We start from the raw sequence: 26,403 nt of genomic DNA on the forward strand, positions 1-26,403 counted from the left end.
GGGGGAGGGGTGGTCATAGAGGGTCGACCTCTCTCTCGATGGACGTGATGTCTGCGGACAGGCGCACGAGTGCGGCGTCATCGGGGACGGGTGCGGTGAGCAGCACCGACTGCGTCCAGGCCGGGTCGAGCCCCGCCGCTGCCGCAGCACGGGCCGCGACCTCCTCGGCCGGGGCGTCGGGGCCCAGCGCGAGCCGCCTGCCCAGGCGCACGAGCGCGGCCGTGCGGAGATCGCGGATCGCCGTCGCGCGCGCACGGGAGCGCTGCAGGAGGGCGCTCCGGCCCAGCACCGTCTCAGCGGCCGGGACCACGACGGGCAGGGGCTCGACCGCGAGCGGCCCCATCCTGCGGCCGTACACGAGCATCGCGGCGAGCGCGAGGGGGAGCAGCCACAGGAGCCCCGCGAGGGCCCAGTCGGGGAAGAGGCGCAGCGACCAGACGCCCCCGGCGGCCTCGTCCGCCCCGGGCTGGTCCCCCGCCTCGGGGTAGTAGTAGGTGAGGGGGCCGTCCCCGGCGACGGAGCCCGCGACGAGCGACATGTGCCCCTCGTTCGCGAGCGTCTCGTTCTGCATCCACTCCGCCGTGCCCAGCACCGTCAGCGACATGCCCCCGCGGTCCTCGACGGCATAGAGGCCGTGGTCGAAGACGTCCTCGTCGAAGGCGCCGCCGCCCGTGCCGGGATAGCAGAACACGACGTCCCCGGCGACGGAGCCGGACGCGTAGAGGTCGCTCTCGCCCGCACGTGCGGAGACGGCGCCGGCGGTCCGGGGCGCGGACGCCTCGCACTCCGGGGCGCGGCGCGTCTGGGTTCCCGCCCCGCCGAGGAGGTCCGTCTCGATCGCGTCCGTCCAGGCACCGACCGTCGCACCGGGGGCGATGAGGACGACGTCCGTGTCCGCGGCCTCGGCCTCGGCCATGAGCTGCCCGGGCACCTCCTCGGCGAGCACGCCCTCGCCTGCGAACACCAGCAGCGTGCCGCCGCCGGCGGCCGCGGTGCGGGCCTCGGCGAGCGATTCGGTGGTCGCGACGTCCCGCCCCTGGGCGGAGAGCACCTCGATGACGGCCCTGCCGCCGTCGGCCTGCGTGGAGTCGTAGTGCAGCGGCCGGGTGGCCTCGCGGCCCTGCATGAGCACGGTGACGATGGCAGTGACGAGCACGACGATCCCCGCGACGACCCAGAGGGAGGCGGAGCGGGCGGCCCCGCCGAGACGCGCCCGCAGTCCGCCGGAGGGCGTGCGCACGGTGCCGCGGACGGCGATGTCGAGTCCGGCGCTCATGCGCGGACCTCCGTCCCGGCCACGGCGGCGTCGTGCTCACGGGCCGAGGCCAGGGCCTCGGGCCCGGTCTCCTCCCCGGAGAAGGAGACGGCGTCGAAGAGCGCGCCGAGTCCGGCGAATGCGGCGGCGGACCCCGGCAGCGCGGCCCCCGCGGCGGCGGCGAGCTCATGGGCGGTCGAGGAGCGGTCGAGCGCGATCCGGCCGGCCCTGCCCTGTTCGGCGAACACTGCACGGACGAGGTCCTGGACGGCGCGGCGCCAGTCCCCGGCCGCGGCGGCCTCGGCGGAGGTGCGCCGGAGTGCCGCGGGATCCGTCTCTGCCTCGAAGACCGGCGCCCGCTCCGGTCTCCGGTCGAGCGGCACACCGGCGGAGCGGCGGGTGAACCAGACGATCCCCACGACGAGCGCGATCACGGCGAGGACCACCACGACGATGAGCAGGGGGTGCTCGATGCGGGAGGCACCGTCCACGAGATCGCCGACGAAATCCGAGATCGCACGCCCGATCCGCTCGAGCAGCGTGACGTCCGCCTCGCCGTACCGGGGATTCGACAGCTCCTCCTCGGCCCAGCGCTGTCCCTCCTCCTGACTGGGCTGGGCCAGCGCGGCCGGGGCCCGGCCGGGGACGGCAGCCGCCGCGCTCATGCGTGCTCCTCCTCGCCGGCGTCCTCCTGCTCGGCGCGGCGGAGGAGCACGAGGTCGTAGCCCTCCAGGCGCATCCGGCGGTCGAAGTAGACGCAGGACACGGTGCCGCAGAGATAGGCGAAGAGCAGCGCGGTGGCAGCCATCGTGAGCGCCGTGACCGCGACGCCGATGAGGACGAGGACGGTGCCGAAGACCGCGTCCGAGACGCCCCCGCCGAGGCTGAGGGCGAGCGCGAGCCCGAAGCCGCCGGCCATGAGGACGAGGAGGATCGGGGACATCACGAGGTTGACGATCTGCGAGGAGAGGAAGTAGGCGAGCACGAGCTGGCCCAGGGTCTTCCAGAAGCTGCCGCGGGTGAGCCGCCAGGACCGCCGCAGCGACTCGAGCACCCCCGTCCGCTCGAGGGCGAGGACGGAGCCGGCGAGGGCGAAGCGGGCGAAGGCGGCCGCGGTGAGCGGGATCCAGGCGAGGAAGCCCAGCGAGCCGACGATCACGCCGGCGGTGGGGGAGAGCAGGAGGAGCAGACCGCCCGGGAGCATGAGCACGAGGAGGGCGCCCACATGCGCGGCCGTGCACAGGAGCGTGAGGCCCACGAGGCGCAGGCGCACCCCGGCCAGTCGCCGCCACACCTCGGCCAGGCGCGGCCGCTCGCCCCCGAAGGCCCGGTCGCCGGCGACGGAGGAGAAGCCGGTGAGCAGCTGCCCGATCGACAGGGAGCCGAGAGTGCCCGCGAGTGCGACCGTCTGCGCGAGGACGTTGAGGCCCAGACCGGCCTCGGGGGAGGAGGCGAGCGTGCGCATGAGGAAGCCGGCGCCGCCCACCGCGAGAGCCGTGAGCGCGAGGGCCACGAGGAGAGCGGCCAGCGTCTGCACGAGGAGGGCGATCCCGAAGGTGGCGCCCGGTGCGCCGCGCAGCAGGCGGAACCCGCCGTCGAGCGTCTCGAAGAACGTGAGCGGGCGCTTGGGCAGCGTCCCCGGCTGCGGCGGCCGCCGCCACGCGGTCACCGGTCTCCGCTCCGGCGCCGCACGCAGGGTGCCGGAGCGCCAGTCGACCTGGGCGCTCCAGGCTGCGGGCTGTGGGGTGGTCACGGACACCATCCTGCCAGTTCGGCAGACCGCGGGCGAGGCGGGAGCCGCGGCGGGTCGTGCGCGCGCCCCCGGCGGGGTTTGGGACAATGAGCACCATGAACGCAAGGATTCTCGTCGTCGACGACGACACAGCACTGGCGGAGATGATCGGCATCGTCCTCAAGAGCGAAGGGTTCGACCCGGAGTTCTGCGCCACGGGAGACGGCGCACTCGAGGCGTTCCGCGCGCATCGGCCCGACCTGGTGCTGCTCGACCTCATGCTGCCGGGCAAGGACGGCCTCGAGGTCTGCCGGGAGATCCGTGCGGAGGCCGGGACCCCCATCATCATGCTCACGGCCAAATCGGACACCGTCGACGTGGTGGCCGGCCTCGAGGCCGGTGCCGACGACTACGTGCCCAAGCCGTTCAAGCCCAAGGAGCTCATTGCGCGGGTGCGCGCGCGGCTGCGCCTGTTCGAGCCCACGACGCCCGAGCTCCTCCAGGTCGCCGACGTGGCCATCGACGTCGCCGGGCACCAGGTCACCCGCGGCGGCGTCCCGATCTCGCTCACCCCGCTCGAGTTCGACCTCCTCGTCGCGCTCGCCCGCAAGCCCTGGCAGGTGTTCTCCCGCGAGACCCTGCTCGAGGAGGTCTGGGGCTACCGGCACGCCGCGGACACCCGGCTGGTCAACGTGCACGTCCAGCGGCTGCGCTCGAAGATCGAGAAGGACCCGGAGAAGCCGGAGATCGTCGTGACCGTCCGTGGCGTCGGGTACAAGGCCGGTCAGGCCTCGTGAGCACCGGCCGGAGGCTCCCGCCCGCATGAGCCGCACCCCCGCACTCGCCTCCGCGCTCGGCGGCCTCGGCCGCGGCCTCCGCGGCGGCGTGCGCGCCTTCGTCTCCCTGTTCTCGCGGTCGCTGCAGGTGCGCGTCGTCCTGCTCACGATGGTGCTCACGGCGGTCGCGCTGTTCGGCGTGGGCTCCTATATGACGCAGGTGATCGCCCGCGGCCTGTTCGAGTCCAAGCTCAGCTCCCTGTCCGCCCAGACGAACGGCTACACGGGGCAGCTCGAATCGCTCGCGGCCGATGCCGACCTCGACGAGGTGCTCAGCGTGCAGCTGCGCAGCATGTACTCGCGCTCTCCCGCGCCGCTGCGCTCCATCACGCTCGAACCCCGCGAACCCGGGGGCGGCGCCCTGCCCGTGACGGTGAGCGACAGGAGCGAGCCGGTCCCGGTGACGGCGGAGCTGCCGGAGGACTTCCTCGACCAGGTCCACGGGGCCGCCTCCGGTCAGCAGCTCTACCGCTCGCTGAGCCTGTCCGGGGACGGCCAGACGCCCGGCCTCGTCGTCGCGCAGCCCGTCTCCGTGCCCGGGGGCGGCCAGTTCGAGCTCTACGTCATGGCCGATCTGCGCGAGGAGCAGTCGATCCTCGACTTCGTCACCCGCGCCGTGGGCGTGGCAGGCGTCGTCCTCGTGGTGCTCGTGGGCGCGGTCGGCCTGCTCGTCTCCCGTCTCGTCGTGACCCCCATCCGCACGGGCGCCGAGGTCGCGCGTCAGATCGCCGACGGCGACCTCGACCGGCGCATGCCCGTGGCCGGCCGCGACGAGATCTCCCAGCTGGCGGAGAGCTTCAACGACATGGCCGACACCCTGCAGGACCAGATCACGCGCATGGAGCGGCTCTCCGTGCTGCAGCGGCAGTTCGTCTCCGACGTCTCCCATGAGCTGCGCACCCCGCTCACGACCATCCACGTCGCCTCGGACATGCTCTACGAATCGCGCGAGGAGTTCGACGAGACGACCCGCAGGAGCGCAGAGCTGCTGAACTCACAGGTGGACCGCTTCGAGGCGCTGCTGGGCGATCTCCTCGAGATCTCGCGCTACGACGCCGGTGCGGCCGAGCTCGTGCCCCACCCGCACGACCTCGGCGAGATCGTGGCCGGCGTCGTCGAGACCGTGAGCGTCGTCGCCGAGAAGGCGGGCACCCGCATCCGCGTCCACGCCCCCAGCACGCCGGTCATGGCCGAGGTGGACCGGGTGCGCGTGACGCGCGTGCTGCGCAACCTCGTGGTGAATGCGATCGAGCACGGGGAGGGCCTGCCCATCGACGTGTACCTCGCAACCAATGCGGAGGCCGCCGCGGTGAGCGTGCGCGACCACGGCGTGGGCATGAGCCACGATGCCGTGGAGCACGTCTTCGACCGCTTCTGGCGCGCCGACCCCTCGCGCAAGCGCACACTGGGCGGCTCCGGACTGGGCCTGGCGATCGCGCTCGAGGACGCGCACCTGCACGGCGGCTGGCTGCAGGCCTGGGGCGAGCCGGGCGAGGGCTCGTGCTTCCGCCTCACGATCCCGCGCAGGCACGGCCAGGCCATCACCTCCTCGCCGCTGCCGCTGCCGCCTGCCGACGCGAAGCAGGGCCAGGCGCTCGTGGCCGGGCCCTCGAGCTCGGACGGCTCGATCCGCATCCAGACGGGCTCCATCCCCATCGTCGTCGATCACGCGCTTGCCCGGCCCGAGGCCGCAGGAGACGCGGCTGCGGTGCTGCCGGGGGCGGGCGGGCCGCCCGTGCAGGAGGCGGCTGCGCAGCCCGTCGAGGCAGGCGGGCTGAGCGACGGGGGCCGGAGCGACGGGCGGCGGAGCGAGGCCGCGCGGAGTGAGGGGTCTGCGCAGAGCGAGGGAGCCGCGGCTCCCGGGACGGAGGGAGGCGCGGATGGCGTCCGGCGGTAGCGGCGGCAGGCGGAGGCGGGGCGCGGTCCTCGCGGCGGGGGCGGCCCTCGCCCTCCTGGCCTCGGGGTGCGCCTCCATCCCGATGGACGGGGAGACCGGCACCCTGGAGGTTGACGAGCCGATGGACGGCCTCCGGTCGGAGATCGAGCCGGACGGGCCGGAGGAGGGCGCCCAGCCGAGCGACATCGTGCGCGGCTTCCTCGCCGCCGGTGTGGGCTACTCCGACGACTTCGCAGTGGCCCGCTCCTTCCTCACGGAGGACTTCGCGCGGGAGTGGGATCCGCAGGCCGGGGTCGTCGTCATGGCACCGGAGACGAGCTTCGACTCGGTCACCGCCGATGTCACCTCGGACCAGCAGGACGTCACCCTCCCGCTGCCCGTCGCGGCCTCGGTGGATTCCGCCCACGTGTACCGGGAGCGGCGCAGGAACACCAGCGTGGAGCGCGAGTTCTCGCTGCGCCAGGTGAACGGCGAGTGGCGGATCTCCGAGGCCCCGGACGGCCTCGTGCTCACGTCCTCCTCCTTCGGCACCGTCTTCAGCGCCTACCAGCTGTACTTCTACACGCCGGGCCTGCAGAACCTCGTGCCGGACACGCGCTGGTTCATCCGCTCGACGTCCACGGCGACGGAGCTCGTGAATGCCCTGCTGGCCGGCCCCGCCGAGCACCTGGATGGCGCAGTGGTCTCCGCGGTGCCCGACGGCACCCGGCTCGAACAGGGCTCGGTGACGGTCGAGGGCGGCGTGGCCGAGGTGAGCCTCGACTCCTCGGCGCAGGCGCTCGACGGGGAGGACGCGGAGCGGCTCGTCACGCAGATCTCCGAGACCCTGCGCGGGCTGTCCTCGACGACCTCGGTCGAGGTGAGCTCCCCGGCCGGTGAGCTGTCCAGCGGAGCAGGGCAGGCGCCCCCGGTCGGGGTGCAGACGGATCAGCGGCCCGTGCTCGTCTCGGGCGGGCGCCTCGCCAGGCTCGCGGACACCCGGATCGAGCCGCTCGGGGGGCTGCCGGATCCGCCCGCGGACATCAGCGACCCGGCGGTGTCCTTCGACGAGGAGATGTACGCCTACCTCGCCGCCGGGGGCACCGAGCTCCACCGGGTCCTCGCGGAGGCGGGCGAGGACGAGGTCATGGTCACGGATGCCGAGGGGCTCGTCGGCCCCAGCTTCGACCGCTTCGGGAACGTCTGGACGAGTGCGCGGGACTCGCCGCATCACTTCGAGGTGGTGCGCTCCTCGGGCGAGACCGCGACGATCGCGGTGCAGTGGCTCGCCGACCGGTCCGTCCGCGCGCTCGGCGTCTCGCGGGACGGGACCCGGCTCGCGGTGCTGTCCGCGAACGGCGACGGCATACCGCAGATCGACGTGATCGGCATCGTCCGGAACTCCGAGGGCGAGCCCTCGGGCCTCACCTCCGGCACCCCTCTGCGGGTGGGTGCGGGCTTCGACGAGATCGCGGACGTCACCTGGGCGGGATCCTCGCAGCTGGCGGTGCTGGCCTCGGAGCGGGCCGGCGGCGCGGCGCAGCCCCATCTGGTGGGCGTGGGCGGGCCCGGCCGGGAGCTCGGCGAGGTGGAGGGCGGGGCCTCGATCACCGCGAGCACGGACACGCCCTCGATCCGCGTGACGACGGAGGACGGCGAGCTGTACTCGTTCGGCTCGGACAGCTGGCAGAAGGTCGTGGACCTCGTCGCGTTCGACCCCGCCTACCCGGGCTGAGGGCATGGACCTGCGGCGGCTGCGGGGCCTGGGGGCCGAGGCCCTCGACCTCGTCCTGCCGCGGACCTGCGCCGGCTGCGGGACGGAGACCGTGAGCCTGTGCGGGACGTGCCTGAGCCGCATGGCCCCGGAGCCCGTCACGGCGCTGCCGCGCTACGGCCTGCTCCCCGTCACCGGCGCGCGCCCCTACGCGGACCCGCTGCGGAGCGCGATCGTCGCACTCAAGGAGCGGCGGAGGCGCGATCTGCTGCCCGTGCTCGCCCTCCTCCTCGCGGCCGCGCTCGGCGGTGCCCTGGAGGAGCGCGGGTTCCGCGGCGGACGCGTCGCGGCGGTCCCCGTCCCGAGCGCACGCGGCGCAGTGCGCAGGCGCGGCGCCGACCTCGTGGGCGGCCTCACCGTGCGGGCGTGCGCGCTGCTCGCGGCCGAGGGGCTGGAGATCGAGGCCCTCCCGGTCCTCACCGCGCGCGGGCACCGGGATCAGGTGGGTTCGGGAGCGCGCCAGCGGCGCAGGAACGTCCACGGCACGCAGGCGGCGGGACGGAGCGCCGCGGCACGCGCAGGCCTCACCCGGGCGGGGAGCGCTGCGGCCGTCGTCCTCGTCGACGATGTGCTCACCACGGGGGCGACGCTGGCGGAGGCGGCGCGGGCGCTCGAGGCCGCCGGGGTCCCCGCGGACTGCTGCGCGGTGCTCGCGCTCGCGGAGGCCGGCGACGGGAGCCGGTGAGCGAGCGCGGGTGAGACGGCGGGTCTCGCCGGGGATGTGTGAAACACACAGTCGACCCTCACACTACACGCTTCTGAGCAGGGACGACGGTGCCCGATCGCATCCTGGAACGCTCACGGACACGGGTGCGCGGAGCCTTTCACAGCACGGCCGGCATGGTGTTCAATGGGGTGTACCCATCAGCCGATGGGTACGGAGCGATCCGTCAAGCGAGTCGCCAAGGAGACATCATGGATGTCGTAGTCAAGGGCCGCAACCAGGCCGTTTCCGACAGCTTCCGCACGCACGTGGAGGACAAGGTCTCGAAGGTCGAGCAGCTCTCCCCTCGGGCCCAGGCCGTCGAGGTCCAGGTCAAGCACGAGAACTCGCGCAATCCGGAGATCGAGGAGCGCGTCGAGATCACCGTCTTCGCCAAGGGGCCGGTGCTGAGGGCCGAGGCCGCCGCTGACGACAAGTACGCCGCTCTGGACCTCGCCTGGGCCAAGCTCCTCGAGCGCCTGCGGAGGGCCAAGGACCGCGGCAAGGTCGCACGCTCCGGCCACCGGCGGAAGAGCTCCACGGCAGAGGCGCTGGCGAACATGGAGGTCGTCGACCCGCTCATCCCCGAGGACGGAGCGCAGGCCGCGGCCGGGTCGGCCGACGACGCGGCCAACGCGGCCAAGACCAACGGGAGGATCCAGGCGGAGGGCGATTCGCCCGTCGTCCTGCGCGAGAAGAAGTTCCCGGCGCAGCCCATCGGCATCGAGGAGGCGCTCAACCGCATGGAGATGGTGGGCCATGACTTCTACCTCTTCATCGACGAGGATACGAGCCACCCCTCCGTGGTCTACCGCCGCAAGGGCTGGAGCTACGGCGTGATCGCGCTCGACGGAGCATCTGCGGCAGAGGGCTGAGGGTCACGGGCTCGGCGATGAGGATGACGCCGGAGGCGGCGAGGCGGACGGGCCTCGCCGCCTCCGGTCTCGCGCGTCCCCGACCGGAGCGGCCGGATGCGGGACATCTGCGCCGCACCTTCGCCCGCCTCGGCGTCGTCCAGGTCGACTCCGTGCAGGCGGTGACCCGCTCCCACTACCTGCCCTTCTTCTCCCGGCTGGGCGCCTATCCGCGGGCCACCCTCGACCGGCTGCTGTGGGAGGACCCGCGCATGGGCGTCGAGTACTGGGCCCACGAGGCCGCCTATGTCGCCCCGGAGACGGTCGGGCACTTCCACGGGAAGCGGGCGGAGTGGTTCATCCGCGACTACGGCCAGCGCGATCCGGACACGGGCGCCGATTTCGTCGCGCTCATGGAGCGGACTCTCGCGGAGCTGGCGGCGGGACCGGGTTCGGCGCGCGAGCTCGGGGAGCGGGTGCCGCACGCGCTGCCCGAGCGGGACCGGGACCACTGGGGCTGGAACCCCTCGCGGGTGAAGTCCGCGCTGGAGGCGCTGCTCCACTCGGGGCGCGCGGCGGCAGCCGGGCGCAATGCGCAGTTCGAGCGGGTCTACGCTCTGCCCGAGCACGTGCATCCGGCACTGCCCCGGCCGGGGGCCGTCTGGGGACCGGCGGACGATCCGGAGCTCGGCAGGAGACCCGGCGTCGGCAGCATCCCCCGGGGTGTGACGGGGGCCGAGGACGATGCGCTCGCGCTCATCCGGATCGCCGCCCCCGCTCTGGGCGTGGGCACGGTGGACTGCTTCGCGGACTACTTCCGGCAGCCGCGGGCGGCCACGGCGCGCGCCGTCGCCGCCCTGGCGGAGACGGGGGAGCTCGTCGAGGTCGACGTCGCGGGGGTGCGAGCCTGGCGCTGGCACGCCGCGGTGACGCCCAGGCGGGTCGAGGGCTCGGCGCTGCTCGCCCCGTTCGACCCGCTCGTGTTCAACCGGCGCCGGCTCAGCTGGCTGTTCGGCTTCGACTACCGCATCGAGATCTACACGCCCGCGGCCCGGCGCCGCTACGGCTACTACGTCATGCCCTTCCTCCACGACGGCAGGATGGCCGCGCGGGTGGACGTGCGGGTCAGGCGCGCCGAGGGCGTGCTCGCCGCGGGGGTGCACATGGAGCCGGGGGAGGACTGCTGGGAGGCCGTGGAGGCCGAACTCGGGGAACTCGCAGAGTGGCTGGGCCTCGACGAGGTCGTCATGGTGCGCGACCGGCCGATATGCTTGAACGTCGGACCGCAGGCAAGGACCGCGCGCGTGCCGCGCGGGTGAAGGAGAATCGTGGCGAATCTGCTCGAGAAGCTGTTGAGGACCGGCGAGGGGCGCACGCTCAAGAGGCTGCGGAGCTACACCGCCGCGATCAACGGCCTCGCCTCGGAGTTCGAGGCGCTCTCCGACACGGAGCTCCGTGAGGAGACGGACAGGTTCAGGAAGCGCCACGAGGACGGGGAGAGCCTCGAATCGCTCCTGCCGGAGGCCTTCGCCGCCGTCCGCGAGGCGTCCTCGCGGACGCTGGGCCTGCGCCATTTCGACGTGCAGCTCATGGGCGGGGCCGCCCTGCACCTGGGCAACATCGCGGAGATGCGGACCGGTGAGGGCAAGACCCTCGTCGCGACGGCACCGGCGTATCTCAACGCGCTCACGGGCGGGGGCGTGCACATCGTCACGGTCAACGACTACCTCGCCGGCTACCAGTCGGACCTCATGGGCCGCGTGTTCCGCTTCCTGGGGATGGAGACCGGCTGCATCAAGGCGCAGATGAGCAGCGACGAGCGCAGGAAGCAGTACGCCGCGGACATCACCTACGGCACCAACAACGAGTTCGGCTTCGACTACCTGCGCGACAACATGGCCTGGTCGGTCGACGAGATGGTCCAGCGGGGGCACAACTTCGCGATCGTCGATGAGGTCGACTCGATCCTCATCGACGAGGCGCGCACGCCGCTCATCATCTCCGGGCCGGCCGAGGGCGGGGTCGACCGCTGGTACGGGGAGTTCGCACGCGTCGTCACCCGCCTGCGCCCGGACCGCGACTACGAGGTCGACGAGAAGAAGCGGACCATCGGCATCCTGGAGTCGGGCATCGACAAGGTCGAGGACTACCTGGGGATCGGCAACCTCTACGACGCGGACAACACGCCGCTCATCAGCTTCCTCAACAACGCCATCCGCGCCAAGGAGCTGTTCAAGCGGGACAAGGACTACGTCGTGCTGAACGGCGAGGTGCTCATCGTCGACGAGCACACCGGCCGCGTGCTCCGCGGGCGCCGCTACAACGAGGGCCTCCACCAGTCCATCGAGGCGAAGGAGGGCGTCGAGGTCAAGGCGGAGAACCAGACGCTCGCGACCATCACGCTCCAGAACTACTTCCGCCTCTACGGCACGCTCTCGGGCATGACCGGCACGGCCGAGACCGAGGCCGCGGAGTTCATGTCGACCTACAAGCTCGGCGTCGTCCCCATCCCGACCAACAAGCCGCCGCAGCGGCTCGACCAGGCCGATGTCGTGTACAAGAACGAGCAGGCGAAGTTCACGGCGATCGTCGACGACATCGCCGAGCGCCACGAGGCCGGCCAGCCCGTCCTCATCGGCACCACGAACGTCGAGAAGAGCGAGCTCCTCTCGAAGCTGCTGGCCAAGCGCGGCGTCCGGCACGAGGTGCTCAACGCGAAGAACCATGCGCGCGAGGCCTCGATCATCGCGATGGCGGGCAGCAAGGGCGCCGTGACGGTGGCGACCAACATGGCCGGCCGCGGCACCGACATCATGCTCGGCGGCAATGCGGAGTTCCTCGCGGTGGCGAAGATGCAGGAGCGGGGCCTCGACGCGAAGGAGGACCCCGAGGCCTACGAGGCCGCGTGGCCCGAGGTCCTGGCCGCGGTCGAGGAGCAGGTGGACGCCGAGGCGGAGGAGGTCCGCGCGCTCGGCGGTCTCTACGTGCTCGGCACCGAGCGCCATGAGTCCCGCCGCATCGACAACCAGCTCAAGGGCCGCTCCGGGCGCCAGGGCGATCCCGGCGAGAGCCGGTTCTACCTCTCGCTCACCGATGACCTCATGCGCCTGTTCGGCTCGGGCGCCGCGGAGCGGATCATGGCCGTGGCGAACGTGCCCGACGATGTGCCGCTCGAGGCGAAGATGGTCTCGCGGGCCATCCAGTCCGCGCAGAGCCAGGTGGAGTCCCGCAATGCGGAGCAGCGCAAGAACGTGCTCAAGTACGACGATGTGCTCAACCGGCAGCGCACCGTCATCTACGACGAGCGCCGCCGGGTGCTCGAAGGCGCGGATCTGGAGGAGCAGGTCGACGGCTTCCGCCGTGATGTGCTCACCGCCTATGTCGAGGCCGCGACGCAGGGGCCGCCGGAGACCTGGGACCTCGACTCGCTGTTCGAGGCTCTGGGCCGGCTGTACACGCCGTCGTTCTCCGCGGAGGAGCTCATCGACGACGCCGGGGGCAAGGGCGGGCTGTCCCGCTCCGGCGTGCTCTCCGAGATCATGGAGGACGCGGACCTCTTCTACCGGCGCCGGGAGGAGGAGCTGGGCGAGGAGGCCGCCCGGGAGATGGAGCGGCGCGTGACGCTGTCGGTCATCGACCGCAAATGGCGCGAGCACCTCTACGAGATGGACTACCTCAAGAACGGGATCGGACTCCGTGCCATGGCGCAGCGGGATCCGCTGGTCGAGTACCAGCGTGAGGGCTTCGACATGTTCACCGCGATGCAGGAGGGCATCAAGGAGGACATCGTGCGCCTGACCAACACGCTCGAGGTGAAGGTGCGCAGGCGCGCCGAGGCGCCGCAGGCGGCCGCGGGAGCCGGTCCGGCCACCGGCAGTGCGAGTGCGGAGTCCCGCGCGGAAGGGGAGGGCGGCGTGACGGTCGAGGCCGATGAGCTCCGGCCGCGGACCTCGCAGGTGCAGCTGAGCGCGCCCAGCGACAGCGGCGGGGTGCAGGTCCGCAGCGAGGGCGAGGTGCCCGCCGAAGAGCCGGCGAACCGAGCCGAGCGGAGGAAGCGCAAGCGCTGAGCAGCCCGTCCGCCCGCCGGAGGCGGAGCCGACCCGCCGACGCCCCCCCCGGAGGGGTGCTCACACGCTGAGGAACTCCGTGAGGCGCCACCGCGCCCGTGTCCGCTCGAACCGCATGGCGAGCGCGCGGGCGCGGTTGCGCGTGCGGACGACGACGCTGGCCTCGGCCACGGTCTCCGAGACGGGGCTGAGGCGGTGGGAGCGGGCGAGGGCCCGGGTCTCCGGGGTCTGACCGCTGTAGCGCGTGAGCGAGGTGCGCACGGCCACGTGCTCGCGGATGCGCCCGTAGAGGGCCGGCTCGATCCAGCGCTCCACCGCATGTGCCGGGCGCAGCCCCACGAGCACCTCGACGAGGGCGGTCCCGAGGGCGGGCACCATCTGCTCCAGCAGTGCGCGGTCCTCGGAAGACAGCGTGCGGAGGGAAGGAGCAGGCTCCCGTCCGGGAGCTGCCTCTGGCGCGGGTCCGCGACCCGGGGAGGAGCCGTCTTCGACGGGGGCGCCTGCGATGGCGGCCCCCGAGCTGGGAGTGCCGGCCGAACCCGGAGTGCGCGGTGGGCCCGGTGCGCGCGGCGGCACCGGATGCGCCGGCGTGCCGCGCTGCCTGTGCTCGGGGCCGTGCGCGGGGCCGTGCTCCGTCGGGAGCCGCTCCGCGGGGCGGACGAGGGTGAGGGCGGAGAGCGGTCGGACGGTCATGGCAGCTCCAGTCTCTGGCCGGGCAGGATGAGCGAGGGATCGGCGCCGATCACGGTGCGGTTGCGCTCGTGGAGGTCGGCGACCGCGCCTGCCAGCCGTGCGGGCGCGGCCCCCGGGTTCGCCTCCGCTGCGATGGACCACAGGCTCTCTCCCGCGCGGACGATGTGATGCGCGGGCGTGCGGGGCGCGTCCTCTGTGCCGTCCTCGACTCCGGTGTCCTCCGCGGGCTGTGCGTGCTCCGCGTCCTCGGGACCCGCCTCGCCCTGTTCCGGCTCTGCGGGCTCCGCTGGCGCCGAGGGGCTGGTGAGGGGCCAGGGGAGCGGCGAGCCCGGGGGCGCCGCATGGGCCGTCCCGGTGACCGCGGCCAGCCCCAGCCCTCCCGCGACCGCCGCCGAGAGCGCTCCCCGGAGTGCCAGCGGAGCGAGGCGGAGGGCCAGATCCCGGAGGGCGCGGGTGCGGAATCCGATGTGCGCGAGGACCTCCGCGAGCACCGCGAGGTGCACGGCGAGGGCACCGCGGAGGCCCATGAGCACGGCGACGGCGGCGACGGACCAGAGCAGGATCCCGCCGGGGTCCGCCCCGCGCAGCGCGGCGGGGGCGAGGGCCGTGACCGTGATCGCCGCGGCGGTGTGGGCGGATGCGCAGATGCTGAAGACGAGCATTCTCATGGTTCACTCCTCATCGAGTACGATTCGATGATTGCAAAGCACATCAAACGCAGTCAATACGCTTCATATAATTACAAACGTGTTCTTCTGTGCTCAGGAACGCTGAGTGGGACTGAAGATGCTCCTCGGCCTCCCTTCGGAATGGGGCATACTTCGGGTATGGGTGCTTCTCGATCGTGCGGGCCTGCGGATCCCGAAGGGCGCTTCGCGCTGCTCTTCGAGGATCTCGAGGCCGTCGAGGCGGGGCGCGACCTCCACGAGCGCGCGGGCGAGTTCTCGGATCTCGTCGCCGGCGAGCTCGCCGATCACGGTCTGGCGGAGCGGGTGGCCGGGGCGCAGGGCATGCGGATCGCGGTCACGGCGGCGGGGGCTGTGATCCGGGGAGTGCTGGAGCTGGCCGCGGAGACCTGGCTGCGGATCGCGGAGGAGGCCTCCGGTGCGAGCGTCCTCGTGGCGCTCGGGCACGTCGACGAGGTGCGGCTGGGCACGCGGCGGCATGCGCGTCCGCCCCAGACCCTCTCCTTCGCCTCGCCCCTGCGCAGGCTGAGCGCCGAGCGCACCCAGGCGGTCCTGGGTGCGGTGTCGGGGAGCGGAGAGGTGCGCGCTCTCGAGGGCGGTGTGCGCGCGGTGGGCGACGACTACGTGGAGCTCGCGGGACAGGGCGGTGCGGGGCGTGAGCGGGTGAGCGTCCTCGTCCCGCTGAGGCGGATCGCCTGGGTGCGGGTCCCTGCGACGGTGCGGGGCGCCGGTCTGTGAGCGGGCGCGCGGGACCGCCGGTGCGGGGCGCGCGGGTGACTATTCGGCGGTGCCGGCCGCGACCTCGTCGCGGACCTCTTTGTACATCCGCTGGATGTAGTCCTCGAGCTCGGTCTTCTCGACGCGCCACTGGCCGCGGCCGCCCACCTTGATGGCGCGCAGCTCGCCCGAGCGCACGAGCGCGCGGGCCTGTGCGACCGAGACGTTGAGGACCTCGGCGACATCGGTCAGGGGCAGGAAGCGGGTTTCGACGGCCATGATCTGTCCTTAGCGCACCGGTGCTTGGCACCCGATTGATAGCTGTATAAGGTCGATGCTATCACTTGACTTCATTTCCTGTACATGACCTCCCGCGCACACCGTCGTCGCGGGAAGACCTTCGGGAGGAATCTGTGGAACGGCTGAACACCGCGGAACGGCGGGGCGCTCGCGACCGGCAGGGTGGGCGCGACCGGCGGGAGGAGCGATGACGCTCGCGGCGGGGAGTGCGCGGGCCCGGCGGGCGGCGCGGCTGCGGGCGCCCCGGTGGCGCGATCCCCGGCTCCTCATCGGCGCGCTCCTCGTGCTCGCCTCGCTCGCGGCGACGGTGCTCGTGGTGCGCGGCGTCGCGCAGACGACACGGGTATGGGCCGCGGCGGTCGCGCTCGTGCCCGGTGCGGAGGTCGCGGAGTCCGCGCTCGTGCCGGTGGAGGTGAAGCTCCCCGATTCGGCCGCGGCCTACATCCCCAGCGCCTCCGCCGTGGCACCGGGGACCACGGTCCGAGCCGCGGTGGTCGCGGGCGAACTGCTGCCGCGCTCCGTCCTCGTCTCCCTCGAGGACCTCAGCGGGCGCGTGGTCTCCGTGGGCGTGTCGGCGGCGCCGCCGGATGCGGTGGCGGCGGGCAGCGCCGTCGACGTGTGGGCGGCCGATCCCGGCAGCGCGGAGACCGCCGAGCCGGAGGAGATCCTCAGCGGCGCCGAGGTGATCTCGGTGGACCGGGGAGGCTCCGAGCTCACCGCGAGCGGTCCCGGCCGGATCGAGGTGTACGTGCCCGACGGCGAGATCGGGGCGCTCGTGCGGGCCCAGGCCGCAGGGCACCACATCTCCGTCGTGGCGGTGCCGCGCGCCGGCCGGGCCTCCGCGCACCCTGCGGAGCAGGCCCCGGACGCGCTCGCGGAGGAGGCGCCGTGATCGATGTGGTGATCGCCGTCGACGTCGAGTACGAGGCCGCCGTCGTCGCAGCGGTGTCAGGACTGCCCGACGCCCAGGTGGTCCGCCGGCCGGCCGATGAGACCGAGCTCCTCGCCCTCGTCGCGGGCGGGACGGGGCACGTCGTGGTGCTCTCGCGATGGTTCCCGGGAGCCGATGCGGACGTCGTCGCCCGGCTGCGCGCCGCCGGCGGGCGGATCGTAGGGTTCGGCGAGGACGCGGCGCTGTTCGCACGCTGGGGGATCGCGCACACCGCAGCGCCCGGGGAGGGCCCGGACGCGCTGGGCGCAGTCCTGCGCGACTGCGCCGATTCCCTCCTCGCCCCGCCCAGGCCCTCCGCGGCTCCGCAGGCGGGGCCGCCCGTCGCCGGGCGCGCGGCGGCTCTGACCGCGGTGTGGGGGACGGGCTCCTCGCCCGGTCGGTCCACGCTCGCGGTGGTGCTCGCCCATCTCCTGGCCCGCCGCGCCGGAGGGACGGTCCTCGTCGATGCGGACACCGTGTCCTCCTCGCTGGCGCCGGCCCTCGGACTGCTCGACGAGGCTCCCCAGCTCGCGGCGCTGTGCCGCCTCGTCGCGGCCGGGGCGGGCGCCGATGCGGAGGCGATGGGGGAGCGGATCTCGGTGCTGGAGCCGGGCTTCGAGGTCGTCACGGGCCTCGCCCGGGCCGAACGCTGGCCGGAGATCCGGGCGGGAGTGCTCACCGAGGTGCTCGACCGGCTCGCGCACCGCGCCGAGCACCTCGTCGTCGACGTCTCCGACCGCATCGACCCGGACGATGCCCACGCGGATCCCCACTACGACCGGCACCAGGCGACCCGTGCGGTCCTCGACCGCGCCGACCACGTCCTCCTCGTGGCCTCCGCGGATCCCCTCGGACTCCAGCGGCTCGTGCGCCTCCTGGAATCCGAGCGGGTCCGGGAGCTCGACTCGGCGACGGTCGTCGTCAACCGCCTGCGGACCTCGGCGGTGGGGCCCGGGGCCGAGGAGCGGGTCCGCGCGGTCCTCGCCCGCTTCGCCGGGGTGCAGGACGCCGTCGTCCTGCCGGAGGACCGCGAGGCGGTCGACGCCGCGGTGCTGGCCGGCCGCTCGCCCGTGGAGTCCGCGCGCCGCTCGGAGCTCGTGCGGGCCGTCGAGGAGCACCTGCTGCCGCGGCTGCCGGGAGCGCCGCAGATGCGCCTCCGCAGGCGGGGCCGTGGGAGGATGAGCGCATGATCCGCGCCTATCTGCCCCTCACCGGCCTCGCCCTCGCCGCGCAGTGGCCCTCGCCCGCACCCGCCCTCGCGTTCGCGCCCGGCAGCGCCCAGCGCGCCCTGCGCGGCGAGGAGGCCGAGGTCTGGGAGCACCGGGCGATGGCCGCGGCCGCGGCGAGCATCGCCGAGGAGGCGCTCGACGCGGGCTGTCCGCGCGCCGTCATCGCGTGCGACATCCCCCTCGGCGCCGATCGCGGGGCGCAGGAGGTCATCCCGGGCATCGTGGCGATCCCCGGGGTGAGCGCAGACCCCTCACGGGTCGCGAGCGTGCACATCGACGACCCGGAGGGCTTCGGCGAGCTGCCGCCCGAGCGCGAGGCCGCGCTCGCCGCCCTCGCCGGCTCCGATCTGCTGTGGTTCGACTCAGCCGAGGTGGGCGATCTCGTGGAGCTGTTCGGCCAGATGCTGCCGGACGAAGGGCTCGAGGGCTGATTCGATCATCCCGCCCATGAGCGGGACCGAGGAGACGACCTGCGCCTGCGCGTCGAGCACCGAGTGCTCCGCCTCGGCACCCGGCCGCACCGTGAGCGCCACCCGCACCTCGACGGGGGCGCCGGGGACCGTGAGCATCAGGTTCAGGGGCGCTGCGGGCGCGGCCTCGGCGTCTCCGTCGATCCGCACGCGCAGGGAGGCGTCGCCGGCCGCGAACCGGCGTGCGGCCTCGGGGAGCTGATCCGCGCGCAGCGGGAGGACTGCGGTGAGCCCGCCGGCGTCGGCCTCGGCGGAGAGGGCGCCCCTCGCCTCCCAGCTCTGCGGACTCAGCAGGGCGGAGCGGACGGCGGCGGGGGTGCGGGGCGAATCGACGGTGAGCGAGAACTCCTTCATGGACCTCAAGTCTGCCTCATCGCGCGCCGCCGCCGCACACCGGAGTGAGCGGCACGTCCGCAGTCTCGGACGATTGCTCCGAAAGCGGCCGGGGAATCGCCCGCCCGCGCCGGTCGAGGGCATAGGCTGGTGTCGTGCCGCGACGCTGCGGCGCGCATGGCAGCCCGCTGACTCGTATCTGAGGTGAATGAGTTGACCGAGGTCGACCTGACCGACATCGCCCGCTCCTGGGGGGAGCTCACCGGCACCACCCCGCCGGAGAACCTGCTCGCCGAGTACTACCCCCGGCTCAGCCGCTCCGATCTGGAGCGCACCGGACCGGATGCGCTCGCCCGGATCGCGGCCTCGCACTTCGAGCTCGCCGAGGCCTATGACGGAGGCGAGGTGCGGATCGCGATCCGCAATCCCGCCCTCGGCGCGGTCGACTACACCGGCAGCCGCACGTTCATCGACATCGTGCTCACGGACATCCGCCACGCGGTCTCCACCGTCGTCACCGAGCTCACCCGCCAGGGCCTGTCCATCCGGGAGGTCCACCATCCGATCCTCGCAGTGCGCCGGGGTGCCGACGGGCCCGCGATCGTCGCGGACTCGCAGCTGCGACGGGTCTCCACCGACACCTCGGTGCTGCCCGTCATCGCACCGGGCCCGGACGCCGACGGCGGGGCCCGCAGCGAGTCCTGGATCCACGTCGAGGCCGACCGCGTCCCGGAGGAGGACTTTCCGGGCATCGAGAACGCGGTGCGCGAGGCCCTCGAGCTCGCGCGCGCCGCGGACGCCGACCGCGGGCGGATGCAGGCGAGGGCCGCGGGGATCGCGGCCGAGCTGCGGGCCCGCGCCCCGCGCCCCGAGCTCATCGAGGAGGCGGCCGAGGCCGCGGACCTGCTGGAGTGGCTGAGCAAGGGCTTCGTGTTCCTCGGCTACCGCGAGTACCGGCTCGTCGCCGACGGCGATGCCCGCAGCCTCGAGCCCGTCGAGGGCTCGGCGCTCGGCATCTCTGCGCTGCGCGCCTCGACGATCTCCCCGCTCTCCGAGGCCGTCGCCCGGAAGGCCGAGGAGTCCCATGTGCTCGTGCTCACGGAGGCGAACTCGCGCTCCCGGGTCATGCGACGCGGCTACATGGACTACGTGGGCGTGAAGACCTTCGACGAGAACGGCGTGATCGTCGGCGAGCGCCGGTTCGTGGGCCTGTGGACCAACCGCCTGTACTCCGCATCGGCCCTCGACGTGCCCGTCATCCGCGTGAAGGTCCGCGAGATCCTGCGCCGCTCCGGCCTGGCCAAGGACACGCACGCCGGCGATGAGCTGCTGGGCGTGCTCGAGACCTACCCGCGCGATGACATGTTCTACGCCTCGACGGAGGAGATCTTCGCCACCGTCATGGCCGTCATCGACCTGCAGGAGAAGCACGAGGCGCGCGTCTTCATCCGCCGCGACCCCTATGAGCGCTACGTCTCGGTCCTCGCCTACCTGCCGCGCGACGACTACGACACCGCCGCGCGGCGCCGCGTGCAGCAGGTGCTCCGGGAGCACTACTCGGCCTCCGAGGTGGACTACGACGTGCTCCTGACGGACTCCGCACTCGCGCGCCTGCACTTCACCGCGCGCGTGCCGCGCGATGAGCGCCTGCCGGAGACCGACGTCGCCGCCGTCGAAGCGCGCATCGTCGCGGCCCTGCGCTCGTGGAATGCGGACCTGTGGGAGATCCTGGCCCCGGCGGCGGAGAAGAACCCCGCCTCCTCGGCGGAGCGGGTGCGCCGGTGGGCGCATGCCTTCTCCCCGTCCTACAAGTCCTTCCACCGGCCGGAGCGGGCGGTGGAGGACATCGCCCTGCTGGAGCGGACGGGACCGGAGACCGGACCCGTCGTCGACGTCCGGTGGCGCGGGTCCGAGGAGGTGCTCCTCGTGCTCTACAGCACGGAGCAGGTGACGCTGACGCAGGCGCTGCCCTACCTCGCGAACCTGGGGGCGGAGGTCATCGACGAGCGTCCCTTCGAGGTCCGGCCGGAGGGCTTCGAACCGCTGTGGATCTACGAGTTCGGCCTCGCCTTCAGCGCGCTCCCGGCCAATGAGGACCTGCTGCGGCTCAGCGACGGCTTCACCGCCGCCTGGGCGGGCCTGCGGGACACGGACGGGCTCGACCGCCTCCTGCTCTCGGGCCTCACCTGGCAGCAGCTGAGCCTCGTGCAGTCGTTCGCCAAGTACCTCCGCCAGGCGGGCTTCACGTATTCGGACGCCTCGATGGCCGAGGTCTTCACCGGTCATCCGGAGCTCACCCGGGACCTCGTGGAGGTCTTCGCGGTGAAGTTCGACCCGGACCGCGAGTTCGCCTCGCTCGCCGAGCGCTCCCGTGCGGCGGCCGCGGCCGCCGCCGAGTTCGAGGCCCGCCTCGCGGAGGTCTCCTCGATCGAGGCCGACCGGGTCCTGCGGTCCGCGCTCGAACTCATCGGCGCGGCGGTGCGCACGAACTTCTACCGGCCGGCCGACGGCTCGCTGCCGCCGGCCGTCGTCATCAAGCTCCGGTCTGCGGAGCTCGACTTCCTGCCCAAGCCGCGCCCGGCGCTCGAGGCCTGGGTGCACTCCCCTCGGGTCGAGGGCGTCCACCTGCGCTTCGGCACCGTCGCCCGCGGAGGGCTGCGCTGGTCCGATCGCCGCGACGACTTCCGCACCGAGGTCCTCGGACTCGTGAAGGCGCAGATGGTGAAGAACGCGCTCATCGTGCCGACGGGCGCCAAGGGCGGATTCTTCCCCAAGCGGCTCCCGGACCCGGCGCTCGACCGCGAGGGCTGGGCGGCCGAGGGCCAGGCGGCCTACGAGACCTTCATCTCCGCCCTGCTCGACATCTCGGACAACCTCGAGTACTCGCCGGAGCTCACGGAGACGGTGGTGGGGCCCGAGCGCGTCATCGCCCATGACGGCGACGACCACTACCTCGTCGTCGCCGCGGACAAGGGCACCGCGCGATTCTCCGATGTGGCCAACGGGATCGCGCTCGCACGAGGCTTCTGGCTGGGCGATGCCTTCGCCTCGGGCGGCTCCACCGGCTACGACCACAAGAAGATGGCGATCACCTCCCGCGGGGCCTGGAAGTCGGTGGAGCGGCACCTGCGCGAGCTGGGCGTCGATGCCGCGAACGACGACTTCACGGCTGTGGGCATCGGCGACATGAGCGGCGACGTGTTCGGCAACGGCATGCTCCGCAGCGAGCACATCCGCCTCGTCGCGGCCTTCGACCATCGGGACGTGTTCATCGATCCGGACCCGGACGCGGCGGTGGGCTTCGCGGAGCGGAAGCGGCTGTTCGAGCTGCCGCGCAGCTCCTGGCAGGACTACGACCGCAGCCTCATCTCCGCCGGCGGCGGCGTGTTCTCGCGGCGGGACAAGGCGCTTGAGATCTCTCCGGCCGCCGCCGAGGCGCTGGGCATGGACGCGGGCACGCACACCCCCGACGAGGTCATCTCCGCGATCCTGCGCGCGCCGGTGGACCTCCTCTACAACGGCGGCATCGGCACCTATGTCAAGGCGCGCGGGGAGACGCATGCGGAGGTCGGCGACCGCGCCAACGACGCCATCCGCGTGTGCGGCGCGGATCTCCGCGCCCGCGTGGTGGGCGAGGGCGGCAATCTGGGCGCCACCCAGCTGGGCCGCATCGAGGCCGCGCTGGCCGGTGTGCGGATCAACACCGATGCCGTCGACAACTCCGCGGGCGTGGACAGCTCCGACCACGAGGTCAACATCAAGCTGCTGCTGGCCGCGCTCATCCGCGCCGGCGAGTTCGCGGAGTCCGAGCGCGTCGAGGTCCTCGAGTCGATGACGGACGAGGTCGCCGAGCTCGTGCTCGCGAACAACTACAGCCAGAACCTCGCCCTCGGCGAGGCGCGGGACGGCTCGCTGCCCATGACGGAGACCCTGCTGCGGCTGACCCGCTACCTGGAGCGGGAGGCCGACCTCGACCGCGCCGTCGAGTTCCTGCCCACCGGCGACGAGCTGCACGAGCGGGTCGCAGGCGGGACGGGGCTGACCTCCCCCGAGCTCGCGGTGCTGCTCGCCTACGTGAAGATGGATGCGGCGGCCAAGATGCTCGCCTCCTCCGTGCCGGACGAGCCGTGGATGGCCGGCCCCCTAGCCGACTACTTCCCGCCGAGCCTCGACGCCTATGCGGGCCACTTCGCCGAGCACCCGCTGCGCCGGGAGATCGCGACGGCGAAGATCGTCAACGCCGTCGTGGACCGCGGCGGCCTCACCTACCTCTTCCGCCTGCAGGAGGAGACCGGCGCCTCGCTGCCGCACCTCGTGCGCGTCTTCACCGTCGTCACCCAGGTGTTCGAGCTCGACCGCCACGTGGATGCGATCTGCGCGCTCGACAACCGGGTGGCCGTGAGCGTGCAGAACCGACTGCTGGCCTCCTACATCCGTCTGCTCGACCGGGCCTCGCGGTGGTTCGTCCACCAGAGTCCGGAGGAGCTCGACGTCGATGCGGGGATCGAGTCCTACCACGGCGTCGTCTCCCGCCTGCGGACCCGGCTCACCGGCTTCCTGCTGGGCGAGGACCGGGCGGAGTACGAGCAGGAGAAGGCGGAGTACCTCGCGCTCGGCGTGCCGGAGGAGCTCGCGGCGCGCTCGGCGGGACTGCTCGACGAGTTCTCGCTGCTCGACATCGCCCAGACCGCCGCGCGCACGGGCGAGGAGCCCGAGGAGGCCGCGCGCGTGTACTTCGCGGTCGCGGAGATGGTCTCGGGCGCCCGCCTGCTCGACCTCATCGGCGGGCTCGACCGCTCCAGCAGGTGGACCGCGCTCGCCCGCGGGGCGCTGCGCGACGACTTCTACCAGGCCGTCATGTCGATCACCACGGCGGTGCTCGAGGACACCGAGGCCGGCGGGGGATCCGCACGGGTCGAGACCTGGCGCGAGCACGCCTCGGCGGCGCTGGACAAGGTCCTGCGTATGATCAGGGAGCTGAACGAGCTCGACCACGTCGACCAGGCGCCCCTGTCCGTCCTGCTGCGCCAGATGCGCGGGATCGTGCGGTCCGCGCAGTTCAGCCGGGAGGCCGAATGACGGTGCGGGCAGACGGTCCGCGCACGGCGGGAGTGTGAGGAGACGGAATGAGCGTTCTGGGAAGCCTGCGGGAGACGGGGTTCGACGCGGAGGACCTCGACTGGCTGCACCTCCTGGTGGGCGACTGGCAGCTCATCGCGGACCTCTCGTTCGCGGACCTGGTGCTGTGGGTCGACCGGCGGAGCGAGCCGGACGCGGAGCCGGACTTCGTCGGGGCCGCGCACTGCCGGCCGACCACGGGCTCGACCGTCTTCCCGGTCGATGCGGTGGGCGAGCGGCCCACCCCGCGGCACAGGGCGCTGCTGCTGCGCGCGCACACCGAGGGCGCCACCGTCATCGCCGATGACGACGGCACGCAGTTCGCCCGCGCCGATGTGGTGCCCGTGACCCGCGCTGGTCGTGTCATCGCGGTCCTCACCCGGCACACGGACCCCTCCAAGCGCTCCGGCGTCTCCCGGCTCGAACGGAACTACCGGGCGTGCGCGGCCTCGCTGCTGGACATGGTGGGCGAGGGTTCGTTCCCGCACCCCGAGCTGCCCTCGCGCGCCAAGCGCGGCGAGCCCCGCGTGGGCGACGGGCTGCTGCTGCTCAACCGGGAGGGGCGGATCCGCTACGCCTCGCCCAACGGCGTCTCCGTGCTGTACCGGCTGGGCTCGGAGGGCGATATCGAGGGCCGCTACCTCGCAGACCTCGTCGATGAGCTCGTGGAGCAGCACGGGACGGTCGACGAGTCGCTGCCCCTCGTGCTCACGGGGCGTGCGCCGTGGCGCTCGGAGATCGAGTCCGGCCGCGTGAACATCTCACTGCGGGCGATCCCGCTCATGCGCGAGGGCAACCGGACGGGTGCCGTCATCCTGGCCCGGGACGTCTCGGAGATCCGCCGGCGCGAACGCGAGCTGCTCAGCCGGGACGCGATGATCCGCGAGATGCACCACCGCGTGAAGAACAACCTGCAGACGGTCTCGGCCCTGCTGCGGCTCCAGGCGCGCAGGGTCTCCTCGACGGATGCGAAGGCGGCGATCGAGGAGGCCATGCGGCGGGTCTCGGTCATCGCGGTGGTGCACGATGCGCTCAGCCAGTCGATGGACGAGTCCGTGGAGTTCGACGACCTCGTGGACCGCGGGCTGCGGCTCACCCCGGACCTCTCCTCGCCGCTCGTGGACCTCCAGCTCACCCGCAGCGGCAGCTTCGGGCCGATCAGCGCCGAGGACGCCTCGCCCCTGCTGCTGGCGGTCACCGAGCTCGTGACCAATGCGATCGAGCACGGCTTCCCCGTGGACGCGGAGAACCCGCAGCGGGTCTCCGGCGCCGTCGAGGTGAGGCCGGAGCGCACGGGTGAGAGGCTGCTCCTGCGCATCCTCGACGACGGTGTGGGTCTGGGCGAGGAGACAGAGGGCGAGGCCGCGGCCGCGGGAGTCGCGGCGGGCGGGGATTCGGCCGGCGGGAGCGCGGCGGGCAGCCGCGTGCTTCGGGCGCCCGCGGACCCGCCCGGCAATGGGCTCGGCACTCAGATCGTGCGGACGCTCATCACCTCCGACCTCCGCGGCTCCATCGAGTGGCGTCAGCGGGAGACCGGGGGCACGGAGGTGACCATCGACGTGACGCTCACGCCCGTGAGCACCGCCTGACACTCCCACTACCGCAACCCGCCGAGTGAGCGGTTCCTGTCCGATCGGAGGTCTGAATCCGGCAGGGACCGCTCACTCGGCACGAGGGGAGGGACAGGTGACAGGCAGGAGGGCCCGTCCGGGTGGACGGGCCCTCCTGGGGCTGTGCGATGTGCGGCGGGGAAGCGGGCGGCGCTCAGCCGGCCCGGCGGGCGCGGGCGGCGCGGCGCTTGAGCGCACGGCGCTCGTCCTCGCTCATCCCGCCCCACACGCCGGCGTCCTGGCCGCTCTCGAGCGCCCACTGGAGGCAGGTCTCGACGACCTCGCACCGGCGGCAGACCTTCTTGGCCTCCTCGATCTGGAGCAGGGCGGGGCCGGTGTTGCCGATGGGGAAGAACAGTTCGGGATCCTCATTGAGACACGCTGCGTTGTGGCGCCAGTCCATGGATTCCTCTCAGGGAGTAGGGGAGCCGCTCGTCCCCTGCGCGCGGCAGGGCACTGGGTGCCGACGGCGCGGAGTCTACGAGCGGTAGAAACGGTGTGCACCCAGGATCACACGCAGGCCAGAACAGGACAAGATGTTCGGCGTGTGAAGTTTCTGACAGGAATGACGGTGTGATTGCATGTATCGGTATGAGCCAGAACACGCCCGCGGACCCCTCTGCGCACCCCTCCGCCCTGTCCGCCCCCGCCCCCGTCCGGCCGGGGCGCCTCGCTGACGTCCGCCTCATCGAGGTCGACGGGAGGGCCCCGCAGATCCACGAGACGGCCTTCATCGCGCCGGGTGCGACGCTCATCGGCGATGTGCGCGTGGGCGCTCGCTCGGCTGTCTACTACGGCTGCGTGCTGCGCGCGGAGCGGGCGCGGATCACCATCGGGGAGGACACCAACGTCCAGGACAACACCGTCATGCACTGCGATCCGGGCTTCGACGTGACGGTGGGCGATCGCGTCTCGATCGGCCATGCGGCGATGATCCACGGCTGCACGATCGCCAGCGACTGCCTCATCGGCATGAAGGCAACTGTGCTCAACGGCGCCGTGGTGGGCTCGCACACCCTCGTGGCCGCGAGCGCGCTGATCCTCGAGGGGGCTGAGATCCCGGAGCGCTCGCTCGCGGCCGGGGTGCCCGGCAAGGTGCGCCGGGAGCTCGACGAGGAGGGGATCGCCCACATCGACCGCAACTGGCGCAGCTACCGGGAGATCGCACAGATCCACACGGAGCGCGCCGTCATCCTGTGAGACCGGCCGCTCTCCGGCG

Annotated in this window: 22 protein-coding genes; 14 read left to right on the top strand and 8 right to left on the bottom strand. The window is 72.9% G+C overall.

Annotation, left to right across the window (positions count from 1 at the left end):
* Nucleotides 1-13 precede the first annotated feature (13 nt).
* Genes K318_RS0111885 through K318_RS0111895 form a run of 3 tightly spaced genes read right to left on the bottom strand, consistent with a single transcriptional unit; the run spans nt 14 to nt 3,008 of the window.
* A complete protein-coding gene (locus tag K318_RS0111885; RefSeq protein WP_029089646.1) occupies nt 14-1,276 on the bottom strand; it encodes a DUF4350 domain-containing protein in 1,263 nt (420 codons plus the stop codon).
* On the bottom strand, nt 1,273-1,920 hold the full coding sequence (locus K318_RS0111890) for a DUF4129 domain-containing protein (RefSeq protein WP_029089647.1): 648 nt from the start codon (nt 1,918-1,920) through the stop codon (nt 1,273-1,275). Before K318_RS0111890 ends, K318_RS0111885 begins: the two co-directional genes overlap by 4 nt.
* Nucleotides 1,917-3,008 carry a hypothetical protein gene (locus tag K318_RS0111895; protein ID WP_051297929.1) on the bottom strand — a complete coding sequence of 364 codons (1,092 nt, stop codon included), beginning with the start codon at nt 3,006-3,008 and terminating at the stop codon, nt 1,917-1,919. The genes K318_RS0111890 and K318_RS0111895 overlap by 4 nt, the downstream gene beginning before the upstream one ends.
* Nucleotides 3,009-3,103: 95 nt before the next feature.
* Here K318_RS0111895 and mtrA point away from each other — a divergent pair, with 95 nt between their 5' ends.
* The 7 genes from mtrA (at nt 3,104) to secA (ending at nt 13,097) form a co-directional block, all read left to right on the top strand.
* The gene (gene mtrA, locus K318_RS0111900; RefSeq protein ID WP_029089649.1) at nt 3,104-3,784 is read left to right on the top strand and encodes an MtrAB system response regulator MtrA; all 681 of its coding nucleotides are present in this window, start codon (nt 3,104-3,106) and stop codon (nt 3,782-3,784) included.
* A 25-nt stretch (nt 3,785-3,809) separates the two neighbouring features.
* On the top strand, nt 3,810-5,720 hold the full coding sequence (mtrB, locus tag K318_RS21465) for an MtrAB system histidine kinase MtrB (protein WP_084500128.1): 1,911 nt from the start codon (nt 3,810-3,812) through the stop codon (nt 5,718-5,720).
* Complete coding sequence (locus K318_RS0111910) at nt 5,704-7,434, top strand: LpqB family beta-propeller domain-containing protein (RefSeq protein ID WP_029089650.1); 1,731 nt, start codon at nt 5,704-5,706, stop codon at nt 7,432-7,434. Before mtrB ends, K318_RS0111910 begins: the two co-directional genes overlap by 17 nt.
* A gap of 4 nt (nt 7,435-7,438) precedes the next feature.
* Entirely contained in the window at nt 7,439-8,158 is a 720-nt protein-coding gene (locus tag K318_RS21470; RefSeq protein ID WP_051297930.1) for a ComF family protein, read from the top strand.
* A 230-nt stretch (nt 8,159-8,388) separates the two neighbouring features.
* A complete protein-coding gene (gene hpf / locus K318_RS0111920) occupies nt 8,389-9,051 on the top strand; it encodes a ribosome hibernation-promoting factor, HPF/YfiA family (protein ID WP_035281746.1) in 663 nt (220 codons plus the stop codon).
* Nucleotides 9,052-9,068: 17 nt separating this feature from the next.
* Nucleotides 9,069-10,349 carry a winged helix-turn-helix domain-containing protein gene (locus K318_RS21475; RefSeq protein WP_245579881.1) on the top strand — a complete coding sequence of 427 codons (1,281 nt, stop codon included), beginning with the start codon at nt 9,069-9,071 and terminating at the stop codon, nt 10,347-10,349.
* Nucleotides 10,350-10,358: 9 nt separating this feature from the next.
* Nucleotides 10,359-13,097 (top strand): preprotein translocase subunit SecA, encoded by a 2,739-nt coding sequence (gene secA, locus K318_RS21480; RefSeq protein ID WP_156913977.1) that lies wholly within the window; start codon nt 10,359-10,361, stop codon nt 13,095-13,097.
* A gap of 60 nt (nt 13,098-13,157) precedes the next feature.
* On the opposite strand, the gene K318_RS23800 is transcribed toward secA, so the two are convergent.
* Together K318_RS23800 and K318_RS24745 are read right to left on the bottom strand one after the other, a co-directional pair.
* On the bottom strand, nt 13,158-13,790 hold the full coding sequence (locus K318_RS23800; RefSeq protein WP_051297931.1) for an Rv3235 family protein: 633 nt from the start codon (nt 13,788-13,790) through the stop codon (nt 13,158-13,160).
* A complete protein-coding gene (locus K318_RS24745) occupies nt 13,787-14,458 on the bottom strand; it encodes a LysM peptidoglycan-binding domain-containing protein (RefSeq protein WP_156913979.1) in 672 nt (223 codons plus the stop codon). Before K318_RS24745 ends, K318_RS23800 begins: the two co-directional genes overlap by 4 nt.
* A gap of 159 nt (nt 14,459-14,617) precedes the next feature.
* Here K318_RS24745 and K318_RS0111945 point away from each other — a divergent pair, with 159 nt between their 5' ends.
* The gene (locus K318_RS0111945) at nt 14,618-15,214 is read left to right on the top strand and encodes a hypothetical protein (RefSeq protein WP_029089653.1); all 597 of its coding nucleotides are present in this window, start codon (nt 14,618-14,620) and stop codon (nt 15,212-15,214) included.
* A 39-nt stretch (nt 15,215-15,253) separates the two neighbouring features.
* Here the strand turns inward: K318_RS0111945 and K318_RS0111950 are convergent, their stop codons facing one another.
* Nucleotides 15,254-15,472: a helix-turn-helix domain-containing protein gene (locus K318_RS0111950; RefSeq protein WP_029089654.1), complete on the bottom strand. Its 219-nt coding sequence runs from the start codon at nt 15,470-15,472 to the stop codon at nt 15,254-15,256.
* Between the two features lie 208 nt (nt 15,473-15,680).
* Between K318_RS0111950 and K318_RS25040 the strand changes: the two genes are divergently transcribed.
* Genes K318_RS25040 through K318_RS0111965 form a run of 3 tightly spaced genes read left to right on the top strand, consistent with a single transcriptional unit; the run spans nt 15,681 to nt 18,084 of the window.
* Entirely contained in the window at nt 15,681-16,385 is a 705-nt protein-coding gene (locus K318_RS25040) for a hypothetical protein (protein WP_051297932.1), read from the top strand.
* A complete protein-coding gene (locus tag K318_RS21500; protein WP_051297933.1) occupies nt 16,382-17,614 on the top strand; it encodes a CpaE/TadZ family protein in 1,233 nt (410 codons plus the stop codon). Before K318_RS25040 ends, K318_RS21500 begins: the two co-directional genes overlap by 4 nt.
* Entirely contained in the window at nt 17,611-18,084 is a 474-nt protein-coding gene (locus tag K318_RS0111965) for a DUF6912 family protein (protein ID WP_029089655.1), read from the top strand. The genes K318_RS21500 and K318_RS0111965 overlap by 4 nt, the downstream gene beginning before the upstream one ends.
* Here the strand turns inward: K318_RS0111965 and K318_RS0111970 are convergent.
* Entirely contained in the window at nt 18,016-18,477 is a 462-nt protein-coding gene (locus K318_RS0111970) for a DUF2505 domain-containing protein (protein ID WP_029089656.1), read from the bottom strand. The genes K318_RS0111965 and K318_RS0111970 overlap by 69 nt on opposite strands.
* A gap of 183 nt (nt 18,478-18,660) precedes the next feature.
* Between K318_RS0111970 and K318_RS0111975 the strand changes: the two genes are divergently transcribed.
* Nucleotides 18,661-23,535 (top strand): NAD-glutamate dehydrogenase, encoded by a 4,875-nt coding sequence (locus K318_RS0111975; protein WP_245579882.1) that lies wholly within the window; start codon nt 18,661-18,663, stop codon nt 23,533-23,535.
* Between the two features lie 47 nt (nt 23,536-23,582).
* Entirely contained in the window at nt 23,583-25,163 is a 1,581-nt protein-coding gene (locus K318_RS0111980) for a sensor histidine kinase (RefSeq protein ID WP_029089658.1), read from the top strand.
* Nucleotides 25,164-25,338: 175 nt separating this feature from the next.
* On the opposite strand, the gene K318_RS0111985 is transcribed toward K318_RS0111980, so the two are convergent.
* Entirely contained in the window at nt 25,339-25,587 is a 249-nt protein-coding gene (locus K318_RS0111985) for a WhiB family transcriptional regulator (protein WP_029089659.1), read from the bottom strand.
* Between the two features lie 188 nt (nt 25,588-25,775).
* On the opposite strand from K318_RS0111985, the gene K318_RS0111990 reads away from it, so the two are divergent.
* Entirely contained in the window at nt 25,776-26,384 is a 609-nt protein-coding gene (locus tag K318_RS0111990) for a gamma carbonic anhydrase family protein (protein ID WP_084500136.1), read from the top strand.
* The last annotated feature ends 19 nt before the right edge of the window (nt 26,385-26,403 follow it).

It is taken from the genome of Brevibacterium album DSM 18261 (assembly GCF_000426445.1).
Taxonomy (GTDB): domain Bacteria; phylum Actinomycetota; class Actinomycetes; order Actinomycetales; family Brevibacteriaceae; genus Brevibacterium; species Brevibacterium album.